This window comes from Vaginella massiliensis (genome assembly GCF_900089075.1).
Lineage (GTDB): Bacteria > Bacteroidota > Bacteroidia > Flavobacteriales > Weeksellaceae > Weeksella > Weeksella massiliensis_A.
Genome location: NZ_LT593746.1, coordinates 568,607 through 586,477, shown reverse-complemented (window position 1 = coordinate 586,477; position 17,871 = coordinate 568,607). Strand labels below are relative to the sequence as shown.

At 37.9% G+C, this 17,871-nt stretch carries 17 protein-coding genes; 12 read left to right on the top strand and 5 right to left on the bottom strand.

Annotated elements, in window-relative coordinates:
* Positions 1–14: 14 nt before the first annotated feature.
* Positions 15–428, top strand: coding sequence for a DUF2752 domain-containing protein (locus BN8061_RS03975; protein WP_068597921.1), 414 nt, complete (start codon positions 15–17; stop codon positions 426–428).
* On the opposite strand, the gene BN8061_RS03970 is transcribed toward BN8061_RS03975, so the two are convergent.
* Entirely contained in the window at positions 391–2,088 is a 1,698-nt protein-coding gene (locus tag BN8061_RS03970) for an Ig-like domain-containing domain (RefSeq protein WP_068596698.1), read from the bottom strand. The genes BN8061_RS03975 and BN8061_RS03970 overlap by 38 nt on opposite strands.
* A gap of 24 nt (positions 2,089–2,112) precedes the next feature.
* Positions 2,113–2,781: a ComF family protein gene (locus BN8061_RS03965; protein ID WP_154662246.1), complete on the bottom strand. Its 669-nt coding sequence runs from the start codon at positions 2,779–2,781 to the stop codon at positions 2,113–2,115.
* 37 nt (positions 2,782–2,818) lie between these two features.
* Between BN8061_RS03965 and BN8061_RS03960 the strand changes: the two genes are divergently transcribed.
* Positions 2,819–3,271 carry a 6-pyruvoyl trahydropterin synthase family protein gene (locus tag BN8061_RS03960; RefSeq protein ID WP_204207190.1) on the top strand — a complete coding sequence of 151 codons (453 nt, stop codon included), beginning with the start codon at positions 2,819–2,821 and terminating at the stop codon, positions 3,269–3,271.
* Positions 3,247–4,071, top strand: a complete 825-nt coding sequence (locus tag BN8061_RS03955) for a UDP-2,3-diacylglucosamine diphosphatase (protein ID WP_068596695.1) — start codon at positions 3,247–3,249, stop codon at positions 4,069–4,071. The genes BN8061_RS03960 and BN8061_RS03955 overlap by 25 nt, the downstream gene beginning before the upstream one ends.
* Here the strand turns inward: BN8061_RS03955 and BN8061_RS03950 are convergent.
* Positions 4,009–4,953, bottom strand: a complete 945-nt coding sequence (locus BN8061_RS03950; protein ID WP_068596693.1) for a DUF6427 family protein — start codon at positions 4,951–4,953, stop codon at positions 4,009–4,011. The genes BN8061_RS03955 and BN8061_RS03950 overlap by 63 nt on opposite strands.
* A 41-nt stretch (positions 4,954–4,994) precedes the next feature.
* Here BN8061_RS03950 and BN8061_RS03945 point away from each other — a divergent pair, with 41 nt between their 5' ends.
* The 6 genes from BN8061_RS03945 to BN8061_RS03920 all read left to right on the top strand — a co-directional run bounded on the left by BN8061_RS03945 (position 4,995) and on the right by BN8061_RS03920 (position 10,966).
* A complete protein-coding gene (locus BN8061_RS03945) occupies positions 4,995–5,183 on the top strand; it encodes a DUF6341 family protein (protein WP_068596691.1) in 189 nt (62 codons plus the stop codon).
* Between the two features lie 103 nt (positions 5,184–5,286).
* Positions 5,287–6,213: a hypothetical protein gene (locus tag BN8061_RS03940; protein WP_068596690.1), complete on the top strand. Its 927-nt coding sequence runs from the start codon at positions 5,287–5,289 to the stop codon at positions 6,211–6,213.
* Positions 6,214–6,226: 13 nt separating this feature from the next.
* Entirely contained in the window at positions 6,227–7,471 is a 1,245-nt protein-coding gene (locus BN8061_RS03935; RefSeq protein WP_068596688.1) for an oligosaccharide flippase family protein, read from the top strand.
* Positions 7,468–8,697 (top strand): O-antigen ligase family protein, encoded by a 1,230-nt coding sequence (locus BN8061_RS03930; protein WP_068596687.1) that lies wholly within the window; start codon positions 7,468–7,470, stop codon positions 8,695–8,697. Before BN8061_RS03935 ends, BN8061_RS03930 begins: the two co-directional genes overlap by 4 nt.
* Positions 8,694–9,875, top strand: a complete 1,182-nt coding sequence (locus BN8061_RS03925) for a glycosyltransferase family 4 protein (RefSeq protein WP_068596685.1) — start codon at positions 8,694–8,696, stop codon at positions 9,873–9,875. Before BN8061_RS03930 ends, BN8061_RS03925 begins: the two co-directional genes overlap by 4 nt.
* Positions 9,872–10,966, top strand: coding sequence for a DUF1972 domain-containing protein (locus tag BN8061_RS03920; protein ID WP_068596683.1), 1,095 nt, complete (start codon positions 9,872–9,874; stop codon positions 10,964–10,966). The genes BN8061_RS03925 and BN8061_RS03920 overlap by 4 nt, the downstream gene beginning before the upstream one ends.
* A gap of 94 nt (positions 10,967–11,060) precedes the next feature.
* Here the strand turns inward: BN8061_RS03920 and BN8061_RS03915 are convergent, their stop codons facing one another.
* Positions 11,061–11,837, bottom strand: coding sequence for a 2OG-Fe(II) oxygenase (locus tag BN8061_RS03915; RefSeq protein WP_068596680.1), 777 nt, complete (start codon positions 11,835–11,837; stop codon positions 11,061–11,063).
* A 134-nt stretch (positions 11,838–11,971) separates the two neighbouring features.
* Between BN8061_RS03915 and BN8061_RS03910 the strand changes: the two genes are divergently transcribed.
* A complete protein-coding gene (locus tag BN8061_RS03910; protein ID WP_068596679.1) occupies positions 11,972–13,213 on the top strand; it encodes an O-antigen ligase family protein in 1,242 nt (413 codons plus the stop codon).
* Here the strand turns inward: BN8061_RS03910 and BN8061_RS03905 are convergent.
* A complete protein-coding gene (locus BN8061_RS03905; protein WP_068596677.1) occupies positions 13,188–14,624 on the bottom strand; it encodes an exopolysaccharide biosynthesis polyprenyl glycosylphosphotransferase in 1,437 nt (478 codons plus the stop codon). The two genes, BN8061_RS03910 and BN8061_RS03905, sit on opposite strands and share 26 nt — an antisense overlap.
* Positions 14,625–14,787: 163 nt before the next feature.
* On the opposite strand from BN8061_RS03905, the gene BN8061_RS03900 reads away from it, so the two are divergent.
* Both BN8061_RS03900 and BN8061_RS03895 read left to right on the top strand, forming a co-directional pair.
* A complete protein-coding gene (locus BN8061_RS03900; protein ID WP_068596675.1) occupies positions 14,788–15,402 on the top strand; it encodes a thymidine kinase in 615 nt (204 codons plus the stop codon).
* On the top strand, positions 15,362–17,836 hold the full coding sequence (locus tag BN8061_RS03895; protein WP_068596673.1) for a bifunctional UDP-N-acetylmuramoyl-tripeptide:D-alanyl-D-alanine ligase/alanine racemase: 2,475 nt from the start codon (positions 15,362–15,364) through the stop codon (positions 17,834–17,836). The genes BN8061_RS03900 and BN8061_RS03895 overlap by 41 nt, the downstream gene beginning before the upstream one ends.
* Positions 17,837–17,871: the final 35 nt, after the last annotated feature.

The window sequence follows — 17,871 nt, the reverse complement described above, 5'->3', positions numbered from 1 at the left end:
TGAGCCCCAAGCTGATGAAACGGATTCTGGTTTATGCGTTGGCAGCGTGTTTGCCCATTGCTTTTTTCATTTTCTTTCATGATTTTTACCACGATCATAGTCCGTTTGCTTTGCCATGTCTCTTTCATCAACTGACCGGACTGTGGTGTCCGGGCTGTGGCGGACAACGAGCTTTGCATTTTTTGTTGCATGGGCAATTTCTTACGGCATTACGACACAATGTTTTGGTTCCGTTTGTCGTTGCAGGCGGACTCTATCTTTATTACATGATCATAGAATCGTGGATTCTCGGAAATCAAAGACTATTGAATTCGTTTCATATTTCGCCCCGATATGCGGGCTATTTTATCATTTTTTTAGCGCTTTATGCCATGTTGCGCAACATTCCGGCTAGTCCGTTTGTATACCTCGCCCCTCCCGTGGGTTAGGAATGTTGCGGCGAATAGGCTCTTTAGTTTCTTCTTCTTTCGATTCGCCCAAAATCCAAGTTTCATCGGCATCCCACATTTTGCGAATATTGATGAGGCTGGGGTATATATAAGCCGACTCTGGCTGAATTCCCTTTAGTACATCGCCACTATCCCACTTGCCGTTTTCGTTTTCATCAACCAAAAGTCTGAAATAATATTCGGTTGCTTCTAGATTTTTGAACTCAAAAACCGACTGATTGCCATAGAACTCTTCTACAAGCTGATCTTTATCTCTTTTGAGGAATTGCAATATAAACGGCTTTGTTGGCAAATTGGCAATCGTGAGTTTCAGGTTGCCAAAATCCATCGATTTGCCTGTCGCAAACTTGTACACGATGGTGTCATGCGGTAAGCTGAAAATGTTCTGAATGGCTTTTGGATATAAATTAATCTCGAAATGTTGATCGTAATCTTTTTCGAAATCAATGAACAATTCGTTGCGGTTTTTCGGATTTTTTCTCACCTCGAATGGTATTTGAATCGAATCTCGAAACAATTCGATATCTGCTTTGTTCCAAGAAACAATCGGTGCATTCCCTATCAATTTCACAGGCTGATTTGGTGCCACTGTAGTGCCTACATTGGTGGTAACTTTGAAGACGAATTCTTCTTTTGGCTCGCTGTACAAGGCGGTCAACTCATTTTTATGACCCTGATTATCCAACTCAAATTTCAGACGTTGGTTTCGGTTCGACAGGGTGTCTATTTTTGGATTGAACCAAAAGACAATCGAGTCTTGATTGGGAAATTGCTCGATGAGCGCTGTGCGATAATTCTTTGCAATTGGAGTGATTTTGATCGAATCTTGCAAACCTTCTGTTTTGATCAAAAGCTGTCCGTAACCCTTCTGCTCTGCCCTTACTGCTCGATAATTCGGTTTTTGTGAGAAAAGTGTCAAATTGATCTTTTCATGCTTATTCAGATTCACTTTTTGGGTATGAAAGGCAATTTTTTCCTTTCCGAAATCAAACTGATTGTTTTCTACATCATCCGCAAAAGCCATCAATCGATAATCTCCCTCTGCCAAATATTTCAGGGTATAATTTCCGTCTGCATCTGCTCGCGTGATGTAATAAGGTTTTTTCTGTATGATGAGGCTATCGTTGTAATGCTCATCCCACTTATACAATCCGACCAAAATTTTCTCTGGCTGTTTTCTTTGGTAAGAATCTTTTACTCTACCACTCAATTGCAACGAATCGATGTAATTTCCTGTCGAGAAAACATACGAAAAGTTGGATAGAATATTGCCCTCGTTATTGTCTCGCACCGCATCGCCAAAGTTGAAATTATAGGTGGTATTGGGCTTCAAAGGTTCTTGCAGTTTGATGGTGATTTTCTTGTTTGCCGTACCTTGAGGAGATACAATAGGATTGCGTTCGAATGGAGGTGAAATTACGCTGTTTTTGCTATAATCTCGTAGCACAATATATTCGTCAAAATCAAGGGTAATCTCTTTGATATTAGGGTCTACATTGGTCGAAAGCGTGTCGGGGAACGAGCCCAAAAATACCGGCGGATCAACATCTCGCGTTCCACCGCTTGGCGTTCCGATTCTTGCACAACCTACGAATAGGATACAGAAAACGTAGAAGAAAAACGAAGCATTCAATTTCATGGGTGCAAGTTAGGAATTTTCGGATTAAATGGTATATGCCAAGGTGATGATGCTTATTTTAATTTTTGGATAAGTTTGAAAAAGATTGACACAATGAGCCAAGGTAGATCCTGTCGTGAGCACGTCGTCGACCAAAATATAATGCCCGTCTGGTGGAATTTGTTTTAGCAGAAAGGTATTTTCTAACGACTGAAAACGAGCTTCACGATGTTTTTTGGTTTGAGTTTTCAGATGTTTTTGTCGGACGATCACCTCATCCAAAACTGGAATTTGCAAGACCTCTGCCAACTCGTTGGCAAATGGCAAAACCTGATTATATCCTCTTTCTTTCAGGCGTTTGTGATGTATCGGCATGGGAATTATCCCATCGAATCGCTGATCATTTAAGTCGAGTTTTGGTACAAAAAATTTTCCTAATGCTGCTTGGTTTTTATATTTAATTGCATGTAAAATCTGCTGTGAAATATTCTCTTTTCTGAAATAAAAAACAGCGGTAGCCGACTCCAACTCGCATAGCGATCGTAACTTATGGTAAGCCAGATTGTCGTTGTTCAACGGAAAATAGGTATAGCTCAATTTTTGTAAACAACTTAAACAAAGATAATCTTGTTTGGGCAAAACTTCGTCGCACCCAATGCAGCGATGTGGGAAAAATAAATCGATCAAAGAATTTAGGATTATCTTGAATTCCATGTAACTTTGCCAAAAATTTACCAATTATTTAAAGTTAATGAAAATCATTCGTTTAACCAAAGCATTCACATTCGAAACAGCTCACGCCTTGTATGGCTATGATGGAAAGTGTAAAAACATTCATGGTCACTCGTACAAATTGTATGTAACGGTAAAAGGAACGCCATCGCAAAACACCGATGATGTAAAGTTGGGAATGGTGATGGATTTTGGCGATTTGAAAAAGATCGTGAACAAAGCCGTTGTCGAGGTGTTTGACCATGCTATCTTGTTGAACGAAAATTCACCACATAAAGTACTTGGTGAAAAACTCTTGTCGCAAGGGCATCACGTGGTATTCACGCCTTATCAACCATCGTGCGAAAACATGATTTTGTGGATTGTAGATACGTTGAAACCGCTTTTACCTTCAGATATCGAACTTGTTTCTCTAAAGCTACACGAAACCGAAAATTCCTACTGCGAATGGCTGGCATCGGACAACCCATAATTCTCGAACTTGTGGCGGGCAAAAAAGCCTATTTTGCATCGGATCATCATTTTGGTGCGCCCAACGAGCAAGCCAGTCTCGAGCGAGAAAAGTTGTTTGTTCGATGGCTCAATGAGATTCAGCACGATTGTGGTGCCTTGTTTTTGGTGGGCGACTTGTTCGATTTTTGGTTCGAATATCGCTATGTTGTTCCCAAAGGATTTGTTCGTGTTTTGGGAAAATTAGCCGAATTGAGCGATGCTGGAATTCCGATTTATTTCTTTTTCGGGAATCACGATCTTTGGATGAAAGATTATTTGGTGAATGAAATTGGGCTTTTGCAATTCGAAGACAAACAGACTTTCATCATCAATGGTAAAAAATTCTTCATCACGCATGGCGATGGCAAAGGTCCAGGTGACAAAGGCTACAAGCGTATGAAGCGGGTTTTTACCAACAAGATCAATCAATTTCTATTTTATTTACTTCATCCCGATTTGGCGATGTGGTTGGGCATCACCATTTCGCGTAAAAACAAGTTGATTTCGGGTGAAGAAGATGTCTATTATTTGGGTGCCGACAACGAGTGGCTCATCCAATATAGCAAACGGCAATTGGCAGCACAGCATTATGATTATCTCGTGTATGGTCATCGTCATTTGCCCATGGTGATCGATCTAGACGAGGCAAAACACATCAATCTTGGCGATTGGATCGATTATTTTACCTATGGCGAATTCGACGGCGAGAAATTTACTTTATATCGTTACCTCACCAAAGAGGCTGTAGATTTTAGGCATCTTGTTGAGAAAGGTGTATAAAATCATCAGCACCAAAAAACCAATCAGAATTGCATTTTTAAAAATATTGAAATTCGATTTGAGGTGTTTTACATATTTGCCGAGCATGATACTCATGGGTAAAGCCAAAAATGCAAGATAATAAGTGTATTGAGCATTGAACAAAAAGAAGAGTACAAGCCAAAACATCAAGAAACCAATCATCAAAATGTACATTCGTTTACGGTTTGCCGACTGTTTGTTCTGATTCATGATATGATCGATAATCGCCAAAATAAGCACAACGAGAATAGGCATAAGCAATACGAAATAGTTGTTCCATTGGGCAAAATCGAGCATGAATCTTTCGGTATAATAATCGAACATAAACGTATAATCGAGCAAATAGAGGATTTGCACAATTGCCAATATTGGTATCGCAAAACCAACGAAATACATCCAATAAATAGAACTGTTGATGCTTCTAAGGCTGAGGAAATAAACCAATAAAATAGGGTATAAATAAGCGATAGGTGGTAAGAAAAAAGAAGCAGTCACCAAGAACAGCCCAATTTCGAAAGCAGAGCGCACATCGTTCTTGTCGTCTTCGTATTGCAACACTTTTATCATGACCCAATTCATCAACAGCAAAGCAAAGGCAAAACGGTAGTCGATGAAGAATTGAGTAAACGGAATCATCCAAATGCTATAAAACCAGATTGCATAGTTGTTTTCTTTAAGAGATTGATCTTCATTAAAATATGAAACAATCAAATACCAATTAAAGGCAAAAAGTGCAATGGCAATGCTGTATCGTTGCAGATAAGAATCGGTGTTGACGAGCAAGATTCCCAAACCGCTAGTAAAGACAATGATAATTATCTGTATAAAAAAAAGCTTTTTAGATAGTAGTTTATCCAACATTTTTATAAATTTGTTGCAAATTAAGGATTAAACGAATAATCATGGGATTAATTACAGATATAATTTTTGCGATTGGTGATTTTTTCACTTGGACTTACGGGCTATTAGAATTGATCGGAACTCCATTGGATTGGATCTTGTTTGTAGTTGGCTGCGTCATGCTTGTTTGGTGGTGTTTGCAGTTGATAAAATTTGGTAACGACAACGAAAAGAAATACAACGGTTGGTAAAAGACCTTTTGTCAATTTATATGAAATAAAACCTTGGAATTGTTCAAGGTTTTTTTTATAACTATAATTATTTATAATTTAATCCAAAAAATTAAACACACCCATGCAAAACTCTACCGATAAGAAAGAAATAGACTTTATAGACGTTTCGCGCTCTATAAACAATAGCTTTCAAAGAATTTCTGCCTTTTTTTATTCGATTGTCTTATTCATCAAACGCAAGTTTTTTGTACTATTAACATTGCTTATTGCTGGTGGAGTAATTGGCTATTTTATAGACCAATACAATAAAAAATATGAAAGCAACATCATCATGATGCCCAACTTTCAGACGGTAGATTATTTTTACGAAAAAGTAAATCAGCTCAATTCTAAAATCGAGCTAGGCGACCTACCCTTCTTACAATCGGTGGGGTTGAACCCAGAAGATAAAATAATAGAAGTAAAAGTAGAACCGATTGTGGATATTTATCGTTTTCTGAATGAGGAAGAAGTGTATTACAACACCTTCAAAACCCTATCAGAAAATGCCGATGCACGAAAGGTGATTGAAGATTATGCTACGAGTAAAAATTATAAGAATCACCTGCTTACCATTCGATCGAAGAAAATGTTGAACCAAGATGTGATTCAGAAAGTTGTGCAATACATCAACGCGAGTGATTATTACCAAATTTTACGCGTTGAAATTGAGCGTAATATGAAGAATCAAATCGCGATCAACGATTCTACTATTCGACAGATTGATAATATTCTGAATAGTGTGCCTTTGGGAACAGGAACTGGTGCTACAATTTACTCTTCCGAAAAGTCTTCGTTGAACGATTTGATTACGCAAAAAATAGAATTAAGTCAACGGAACCACGAACTGAAAGTTCATTTACACAACCTCGATTACATTGTAACCCCAATGTCTAGCTCGTTGAACTTGGAAGGGAAAACCAGTATTTTGGGTAAATTTAAATTCGTTTTACCCATCTTTTTTGTGGTTTTATTTATCCTGTTTTCGGCTTTCAGAAAAATCCGTTAAACACGAAATCTTCATGAAGATTTCAAAAAAAATATCCAATTTTTTAATTTATGGACTCGGTCAATCTATCAATTTGCTGAGTCCATTAATTGTTTTACCCTACCTGATTCGTGTTTGCAAAGAAGAAGGCGTGGGTAAAATTGGAATTGCATTTTCTATTTGCCTTATTTTGAACTGTCTAGTAGACTACAGCTCTTATCTGCAAGGCACAAAAGCAATTGCAATTTATCGTAAAAATACCCAAAAGCTTTCTAAAATCATCAGCAGTATTTATGCCTACAAATTCATTTTGTTGTTGGTGATTCTTCTAACTTTTTGTCTTGTGATTATTGGTTTGCCGGTGATAAAGGAAAAGAAACTTTATTTGTTGAGCCTTGCTATTGTCGTTTCACAATTTCTGAATCCGAATTGGATTTTACAAGGTTTGGAAAACTTCAAACTAATTTCTGTGCTCAACGTCTTGAGCAAAACCCTATACATCGGCTTGGTCTATGTTTTTGTCCAGACCTATGAAGATTATGTTTGGGCAAACTTTTTTTTGGGAACCAGCGGTGTATTGGTTTACTTTATCGCATTATTGTATTTTAGAAAATCGTTTCATATCACCATCAACAAGCAAAACCTAAAAAGAGGAATTGGCATTCTGAAAAAAGACCTCCATATCTGCATATCAGAATTTTGTTTATCCATCTATCAGTTTGTTCCGATCATCATCGTGGGAACTATTTTGGGCAATGCCAGTGCTGGGATTTATCGAATTATAGAGCAAATATTCAGCGTATTCAGGACCTTTATTTTCATGTTTTTCAACTTTAGCTATGCCTCTGTTTGTGATGAAATCAGCCGAAATTTGGCGCTTGGTATAAAAAACTGGAAACAATATCATTTGGCAAATTTGGGCATTATCGCGCTTGGTGTATTGCTTGTTTTTGTGTTGGCAAATGATATTCTGCACTACTTCAATGTGAATGAGACGTTTTTCTCTTTCATTGTTCCGTTGCTGAGGTTAGCCCTATTGCTTCCTCTCGTTTTGGTGTTCTCACAGGCACTTCGCCAATTGTTGTTTTCCCTCAATATGACTTCTATTTATACAAAAATTATTTACCTGTCTAGTACAATCAATTTTTTGGTATTGTGTCTGGGTATAAAATATTATGGATTGTGGGGAGCATTTATTTCGATGTTCTTGGTAGAAATCTTGGTGATTATACTGTACATTTATCATTTGAAGACGAATCTAAAAAATAGTGTAGCATGAAATTCGTTCTGAATCGCGACTGGGCATATCAACTTTTGTTCTTCGTTGCTATAGCTTTTAGCTATATCAACATTTACGAATTGAGTTTTTTTGTATGGATTGTAGTGTTTGCACTAACGGTTAAACGTTACTATTCTAAATCTTTTCTCATCTATGTTTCATTCTTTGCTATCCTATGCCTCATCGGAATCCTACGGTCTTTGTTTTACGATTACGATGCCTACGTCATTTTTAGGGATTTATCGTATTTCTTGAAGCCAATCGTCGGACTCATGATTGGGTATCAATGCTTCCGAACGAAAGACAATAATTTCTTCAAAACGGTCATCTATTGCGCACTGATCATTGCTATTGTTCACCTCGTCATACTCGCGAATGCATTTGTTGTACACCACATACGATACGTGAGCCAAGTGAGGCATTACGGCGGATATTTTTCTGATCTCGAAACATTTGCGCTTATCATATTGTTGTTTCACAAAAAATTTACGCTCGATTTTTCTCAGAGAAAAAGATGGATTTTTATCGGAATCATCACAACGTCTCTCTGTCTCTATTTTGCAAGAACCAACATCATCCAATTTGCATTGGTCACCTTTGGATTACTCGGCTTGTATAGATTGACGAGAAAAAGAATCATCATACTTTCTGTATTAATCCTCATAATAGGAATAGGATACAAAATCATTTACGACATGAATCCTGCCCGTAATGCTACAGGAATTGAAAACTTTTTTTATAAAATAAAAAATTCACCCCGAGAAATCTACGATCCGTATGTGAAAAATGACAATTCGAGTCGCTTTCACGACAACTTTAGGTCTTACGAAACCAAAGTCACCATAAAGCAAATGCTCAATAGAGAAGACGCAGGCATTTGGTTTGGGAACGGATTTGGCGCAACGGTAAATTACGGATCACTGATGTATACCAACGATGGCACAAAGGTACGCCATGCCCCAATTTTGCATAATGGCTACACTACTATTCTGCTAAAAACCGGGATCATAGGACTGCTTGTCTACTTCAGCAGCATGTTTTACCTCATTTGGTATGGTAGCATTTCTCGAGATCCGTTGCAAAACAACATCAAACTCTTGTTGAATAGCACTGGGATTTTCCTGATTATTTCTACCCTGGTTTTCTTGGGCTATTATTTGAAATTGGATAACAAATCTTTGTTTGTAGGCGGACTCATTGCTTATTATGAAATACTGAAAAAATGAATCATAAAACAAAAATCATATTCATCAACCAATCGTCTGAATTGTACGGCTCAGACAAAACGCTTCTAGATTTGGTCGTTGGACTAAAAAACAATTACGATATAGACCCTATCGTCATCATGCAAAAGCCGGGTTTACTAGACAAAGAGCTAGAAAAACATGGGATAGAATACCATTTTATCCCTGTTCTGAAATTGCATAAACGAATGTTCCATCCGCTATATCTTATGCATTTGGCATACCATTCGTTTGCAAGTGTCTATCACCTGCACAAACTGATTAAGAAAAACAATGTACCGTTGATCTATTCCAATGCATTTTCGGTAATGCTGGGTAATGCCTATCGTTTTTGGTTCAAAATTCATCACATTTGGCATTGTCACGAGATTATAGAATCGCCCAAAACCTTCGTCAGAATTTACCATAAAATTGTAAAATCTAAGCTGGTTGATGAGGTCATTTATAATTCGAGAACGACGTTAGAAAGTTGGGTCGGACAGGACAAAATCATGCAATCAAAATCCAATTTGGTGTACAATGGAATTGAATTAACGATAAAGCTCGCATCACCCGAAAGTGTGAATCAGTTAAAATCTTCCTTATTTCCAGACGCCAACGACCAAACCCTCATTTATGGCAACATTGGTAGGATAAGTGAACGCAAGGGAATCGAATTGCTCGTCGATGCTTTCTACCGAATACAGCAAAACAATCCAAATGTGAGACTTTTGTTTGTAGGCTCGCCAGTACCCGGGAAAGAAGATTTTTTGACGCATATAGAAAACAAAATAAAAACCTATGCAATAGGTGATAAGGTAAAAATTGTACCTTTCGTGAAAAATGTTTATCCCTACTGGCAAGTCATGGATATTGCTGTAATCCCGTCTATGGAACCCGAACCGTTTGGGTTGGTGGCAATAGAAGCGATGTTGACCAAAAAACCTGTAGTAGCAGCCAATCATGGAGGTTTAACCGAAATCGTAGACGACCAGGTTACAGGCTACAAATTTATACCCAACAATGTCGACGACTTGGTCAACAAATTAGAACTGCTTGCTAATGAGCCGCAAAAAATAGAATCATTCGGAGAGAATGGTTTCGAACGCGTAAATCGAAAGTTCGACGTCAAGAAATATGTACAAAATGTACACCAAGTCATCAAGAAATATACCGCATGAAAATAGCAATCTTTGGTACCAGAGGCATTCCGAATTATCACGGTGGTTTTGAGCAATTCGCAGATTTCTTTGCTGTTTACCTAGCTCAGCAAGGCGAAGAGGTCTATGTTTACAACTCATCGCTACACCCCTATAAAGAACAAGAATACAAAGGGGTGAAACTCATCCATTGCAAAGATCCAGAAGACAAATTGGGCACAGCCGGACAATTTATCTACGATCTCAACTGCATATTGGATGCCCGCAAACGCAACTTCGATATCATTTTGCAACTCGGCTATACCAGCAGTACAATTTGGTGGTGGCTAATGCCCAAAAAAGCTAAAATCATTACCAATATGGACGGTCTGGAATGGAAACGTTCTAAATACTCTAAGAAAGTTCAAACCTTCTTGAAATACGCCGAAAAACTCGGAGCAAAACATTCAGATCATTTGATTTCAGATTCATTAGGAATTCAAACCTATCTTAAAAATAAGTATCAAAAAGATTCGACCTATATTGCATACGGAGCAGATGTTTTCGAACATCCGAACGAAGAAGTTCTATCAAAATACCAACTCGAAAAGGAAAAATACTGCATGCTCATCGCGCGATTCGAGCCCGAAAACAACCTCGAAATGATTTTGGATGGTGTTGCAAAAAGTGACGGAAAAGAGCCATTTTTGGTCGTCGGAAAACACGAAACAGACTTTGGTGATTATCTGAAATCTAAGTTTGAATCGTATGTAAACATTCGGTTCGTTGGCGGAATTTACAATTTACAGGAGCTCAACAACCTGCGCCATTTTTCGCGATTGTATTTCCATGGGCATTCGGTGGGTGGCACAAATCCTTCTCTGCTCGAGGCGATGGCTTCCAATTGCTTAATTTGTGCTCATCGCAACGAATTCAATGCTGGTGTGCTGAAAGAGAACGCTTTTTACTTCTCAACCTCAGACGAAGTGAAAGAATTGTACCGCAAGCTGAAAAAGGAAAACCATCAAAATTTGATAGAACAAAATAAAAAAGCAATCGAAACAGAGTTTAGTTGGAGCATCATCAACAAAGCATATTATGATTTGCTAAGACAACAAATGGACGGTAAATAAGCACGAATAAAACAAGCTGAGGCTGTCCTTTTGGTCAGCCTCAGCACGGCAATAAAGCTTTATGAACTAGCTATTTGCTTTGTATTGCTTGTGGTTATTGATTTTTTGCAGTTCCTGACCCGAAAAATTTGTTCTTGGTTTGTACCAGCGTATTGTAATTTTTTGCTAAAGCTTTTTTCAAGAAACTAGCATCTTCATTCGGATGCCAATCTGTTGTACGAGGCTCTTCTATATGAGTTTTATGAACCTGATAAGCATAGGTTGCAATAGAGGTCCTGTAATTTCCTTCTGGGAAGTTGGTCATATCATAACCATGCAACGTATAAGGTGCACACTGTTGGATGATCATTCGGTTGAACGGAACTTCCACCTCAACGGCTTCTTCTGTACGCAAATCAACCAACTTCAGATGTCCTTTGTATTCGCGTTTCCAATCTTTGTTCATGTACAAAAGTAGATTCAATTCTCGATACCAATTCTTATTGATCGGATGATAATTAAAATCTAAATGCATGTCTAGAAAGCTATTTTTCTTTCCTTGGTGCAAGCCTCCTCCATGGTTTTTTGGGTCTACAAATATTTCTTTGTTTACGATATAAGACAATATTTTATTGAATCTTTCTGATGATAAATCATAGTACAACTCTTCCAACTCTGGCCCCAAAACTTTATAATTCGATTTTTCGAATTTGTTGTTGGCAAAAGCATAATCTCTACTCTTGTTCTCCAATTCTGGAATGCTTGCGTAGGCTTTTTCTAATTTTTCTACATCACAAAAATCATCGATTATCAAATGAGGATATGGTTTTGCTGTAAGATATTTCAGTCTCAACTCATCTAAATTATTCTCTAGATACTCAAAGTTTATCATAATTCTCGTTTTATACACATCATATGTTAATTCAGCCTAAATTTAGTTAGAATATCCCGAATCTTTATATAATTTTAATGTTTTTTTAAGATTTTAAATAATCATTTTTTACCTTTCACCTCAGATAACAAAATATGACGAAGATACAATTACTCACTATTTCTATTGCTGCACTTCTTTTAACTTTACCTTTGCCGTTCGCATTCAACAGCGTAGCGCTGGTTTTATTGATCGTTGCGGTTGTGTTGAATTATAAGGATTTGAAATTTAAGTTTAATTGGACTTATTTTTTGCTTTTAGCATTGTTCTTTTGGAGTTGCTTATCGGTCTTTTGGAGTTACGCTCCAGAGATCAGTACAAAAGCAATTGGTAAAATTTTGCCCATGTTTATTATACCTGTGATTTTTAGTTTTATTCCGATGTTCAACCAAAAGCAACGCGATTCTATTTTTACGTTATACGCTTATGGCATTACAGCTTACATGGCGGTAATGCTAGGGTTTGCTTTTTACAATTTCTTGGTCACGGGTTCTACGCATTGGTTCTTTTACCATGATTTGGTAAGCCTGAAAGTGAATGCCATCTATGTATCGGTCTTTGTGGCAATGGCTTTTATTTTTCTTGTCATTCGCTCCGAGAAACGACCGCAAGATTGGGCTTGTTTGGTGATTTTATTTGTTTCCTTGATTTTACTTTCATCAAAAAATATGGTCATCGTCACCTTTTTTGTCATTGGAATTTATGGTTTAATGAATCTGCGAAAACTGACGAATCGAAAAATTATAGCGTCGCTGTTTGTTGGCGCATTGCTCTTAGTTTCTTCTGGCGGATATGTCTACAATCGTTTTCAGAACGAGTTGCGAGATGTGAAAGAAAACGAGATTATCGAAAACGGAATAGAAAATATCTCGCTATACAATGCTTGGCATCAGGCAGAGTTTAATCGTAATTCGTATTTCAACGGAAGCAGTTTCAGGATTTATCAGTTGCGATTGCTGTTCGAGTTACAAAAGGAATATCCTATCTTTTGGAAAGGTTTCGGACTGAATGCTGCGCAGGACTTTCTTACCCAAAAACAAAAAAAACAAGATTTAGACGAGTATTATTGGGACCTGAATTTCCACAATCAATATGCACAAACTACGGCTGAGTTGGGTGTTTTGGGATTGATAATCTTATGCCTGATGGTCGCCAATAGTTTTTACGTTGCCATCCGAAATCGGGACTTCTATGCCCTGGCCTTTTCAATATTGATGGCGAGTTTTTTTGTTACAGAATCCCCTTTGAGCAGGCAAAGAGGTATTGTCTTCATCATGGTGTTTTGTTGCCTATTATCACAACTCAACTCAACTAAATTGCATTCTCATCCCCTTTGATTACCAACATTATCGTAAGGTAAATAATTTGGATATCGAGTAAGAAAGACCAATTTCTTACATAGTAAATATCGGTGATGATTCGTTTTTCCATATCGGCATCACAATCTATGGCTCCTCTATGCCCTTTCACCTGCGACAGTCCTGTAATGCCAGGTTTTACATAGTGTCGAAGGTTGTAACGCTCGATGATTTCTTTGTAATAAGAGTCTTGAGAAATCATGTGCGGTCTTGGTCCCACGATAGACATATCGCCCAATAAAACATTGATAAATTGTGGCGTTTCGTCTAAGGATGTCTTGCGCAAAAAATTTCCGATTCTGGTAATCCGATCGTCATTTCGTACCGTAGCTTTTATAGAATTCAGCTTGGTTTCTCGCATCGTTCTGAATTTGATACAGCCAAATTCTTGTCCGTTCAATCCATTTCTTTTCTGAACAAAAAAGATTGGTCCTTTGGAATCGAAATAGATGAGAAGTCCAATGATTGGAATCAGCCAGCTCAGAACAGAAACACATACAAAAAGAGCAAAAACCTTGTCGAAAAGGGTTTTAATCAATTGATTATGCACAAGATCTAAAGGAAACCTTCTGATTTCTAATATAGGCAAGGTGTCGATGTATTCTATGTTCAGATTGGTGAAATTGTTGTAGATAGAATATGGGATATAACTGATCTCGATGTGCAGTTTTTCTGCGATGTCGTAAATGGGTTTGTAAAATTCTTTATTAATATTACCAAATTGCGATATAAAAATTCTTCGGATTGCTCGATCTGCCAAATATTGTTCAAAGTCAACGTCCTCTACCATAAGACCTTTATCGCGGTTTTTACCAAATTGTTCGGCAGATTCGAGGTGATTTACCAGATGGAAGCCCAATTCTTTTCGCCCTTTGATGATTTCGATAAATTTTGGGGTATTGATGTTGGTATCGATAATCAAAACATTGGTAAGATCTTTCCCTTTCAGATGCCGTTCTCTGTAGAAGAAAAACAAAAAGAACCGGCTCGCAATCATCATCGTAAACATCACAATGGCAAAGGCAATACTCAATCGATAGTGAAACAAATCATACTCTTTGAGTCCAGAAATAGCAAAAAGAATGATAGAAAAATAGAAGATTTGGCTACTTATTCGCTTGACGATGGTGATAAATTTCGACTGAAAAATGTTGTGGTACAATTTGCCATTTTTAGCAATAAAAAACCAAGAAACAATCAGCAAAATGAGCGCTTTGTAATGCTTTACCACCAAATCTTGCAAATCTGGAAAGTCTAAAAGCGGTAAATGTTCCTTTGGATAGAAATATTTGTATTGTAAATGTAAAAAAACAAAAAAGAAAATGACCAAACAACTCAAGTCATAGGCTCGCAATAGATAATGTATGAACCAATTTCTTTTTTTATACATAATTATTTAATATCGTTTTCTGATATTTATACAATAGTAGAAAAAATTATGCGTAAAGATAATCAAAGATTTAAGTAATTATTCAAACTTTCGTTTTTAATAAAAATAATTATTCATTGTTTTATTCCTTAACTTTACACACCATATCAAATTGAATAAATACATGTTTCTCGAGAATACCGTAAATCATCATCAACACGCTGGTTGGATAGAAATCATCTGTGGATCTATGTTTTCGGGTAAGACAGAGGAACTTATTCGTCGCTTGAAACGCGCTCAATTTGCCAAACAGAAAACCGAAATATTCAAACCTGCCATCGATACACGCTACGACGAATCCGAAGTGGTATCGCACAACAAAAACTCCATTTCGAGTACACCAGTAGAATCTTCTGCCAATATCTTGATCCTTGCCGACGATTGTGATGTGGTAGGTATCGACGAAGCACAGTTCTTCGACAATGGGATTGTAGAAGTAGCCAATCAATTGGCGAATCAGGGTAAAAGAGTCATCATTGCTGGTCTCGATATGGACTTCAAAGGTCGCCCTTTTGGTCCCATGCCTTACCTGATGGCGACAGCAGAATATGTAACCAAAGTTCACGCAATTTGCGTAAAAACAGGTAACTTGGCTCATTATTCGCACCGAAAAATAAAAAGCGATAAATTGGTTGAGTTGGGCGAAGTATCAGAATATGAACCATTGAGTAGACAAGCTTTTTGGGAAGAAATAGAAAATGAAAACCAAAACCAATTACACTCTTCAACAAATAGCTGAACTTGTTGAAGGTCGACTTCTGGGGAATCCACAGGTTGAAATAGAAGAATATTATTTCGATACGCGAACCATTGTGATTCCAACGCACGGACTCTTCATTGCTTTGCAAGGAATACAAAAATCGGGTCTAATGTACCTAGAAGACGCCTATAACAAAGGTATTCGGAATTTCTTGGTATCCGAAATGCCTACAAATAGCTTTGCAGCTGCCAACTATATCGTGGTCGACGACAGCCTGAAAGCGATTCAGACTATGGCAAAACATCACCGACAACAATTTCATTATCCTGTGATCGGAATTACCGGAAGCAACGGTAAAACCGTGATTAAAGAATGGTTGTATCAATTGTTGTGGGAAGATTTTAAAATCGTTCGCAGTCCCAAAAGTTACAACTCACAATTGGGCGTCCCGATTTCGGTTTTGTTGATGGATGAAAACCAAGAGCTGGGAATTTTCGAAGCCGGAATTTCCGAGCAAGGAGAAATGCAAACCCTCGCCGAAATCATTCAGCCCGCAATTGCGATTCTTTCCAACATCGGATCGGCTCATTCAGAAAACTTTATCAATACCACTTCCCTAGCCCAAGAAAAACTCATTTTGTTGGCACAAGCAGAAAAAATCATTTTCGATGCCGATGATGAAATTGTAACAGGCTTGATTGCGGAAAACGAAATTTTTCAACAAAAATCAAAAATAACCTTCGGGCGGTCTGCCAATGCCAGCATTCAACTGCTCGACTATCAGCTATTTCATGGCAAAGCTTCGATCGAACTCCAATACAGCGGGAAACTATTTAACATAATTATTCCTTTTTCTGATTTTGCTTCGGTACAAAATGCATTAATCTGCTGTGCTACAATCATTTCCTTAAACTTAAACTTAGAAAATTATATTGCAAGATTTGGAGAGCTTTTGCCAATAGAAATGCGTTTGGAGATAAAAGAGGGCGTGAATAATAGCATCATCATCAACGACAGTTTCAACAGCGACCTCGTCTCCCTGAAAAATGCTCTAGACACCTTGGCTCAACAAGCGCGAGAACGTAAAGTACTGGTGCTGACCGACATTTTGCAATCGCAACTGAATGATGATGAATTGTATAACCTCACGGCGAACTTAGTAAACTCGTATCATTTCGCAGAGATAGTTTTGATTGGTGAGAAAATTTCGAATTACCAAAACTTGTTCAAATCTTACGTAAGAGCCTATGCCACAACAGCCGATTTCATAGCGCAACTGAGACAAGAGAATGTAGACCACGAGGTCATCTTGTTGAAAGGTTCTCGAAAGTTTGAATTGGAAAAAATATCGGAACAGCTCGAAAAAAGAACCCATGACACCGTTCTGGAAATCAACCTCGAAAACCTTCGCCACAACATCCAAACCTATCGATCTCTTCTGAAGCCATCGACCAAACTCATGTGCATGGTAAAGGCAAATAGTTATGGTACAGGAAGTTTCGAAATTGCCAATGCTTTGCAACAACTCAATGTAGATTACTTGGGCGTTGCCATTGCAGATGAAGGAAAAGAATTGCGAAAAGCCGGAATTTTGACTCCGATTGTAGTCATGAATCCCGAGCAACATTCCTACTCTACGGTAATCAATTATGCGCTAGAACCTGAAATTTATACGGTGCGAGTCCTGAAATTATTTTTACAAAAATTACAAGAAAAACAGATATCCGAACCTTATCCCATTCATCTGAAAATAGAAACTGGGATGAATCGGTTAGGATTCAAGCCCGAACAATTAGATGAAATTATCGCTTTGTTGAAAAGCACCAATCTCGTATATGTACGCTCGATTTTCAGTCATTTGGCAACGGCAGATATGCCAGAAGAACAAGACTTTGTACGCCAACAAATAGCGGTGTTCAATAAATCGTACGATTATTTTGTAGAGCAGATGGCGTACCGCCCCATCAAGCACGTCCTAAATTCGCCGGGCATCGTTGCCTATCCAGAGCATCAGTACGACATGGTTCGATTAGGCATCGGAATGTACGGTTACAGTGAATACAAAGATTTTATGAACCGATTGAAACCAACGGTACAATTCAAAACCGTGATTTCGCAAATCAATGAAATCGAGGCAGGAGAATCGGTAAGCTACGGACGACGATACCAGGCAAAACGGCATGCTCGTATTGCAACTTTGCCCGTTGGCTATGCAGACGGAATTCGAAGAACCTTAGGCAACGGAAATTCCAAGGTCAACATCCATGGGCATTTGGCGACGGTAGTTGGCACGATTTGTATGGATATGATGATGGTTGATGTAACGGATATCGATTGCAAAGAAGGAGACGAAGTCATTATCTTTGGCGAAAATCCTTCCTTATCGCAGTATGCAAACTGGTTACAAACGATTCCTTACGAAGTTTTGACGTCGATTTCTACGCGTGTGCAACGAATCTATTACAAAGAATAATTTTTTCTTAAATCTGAAAATCAACGCCAAGCTTT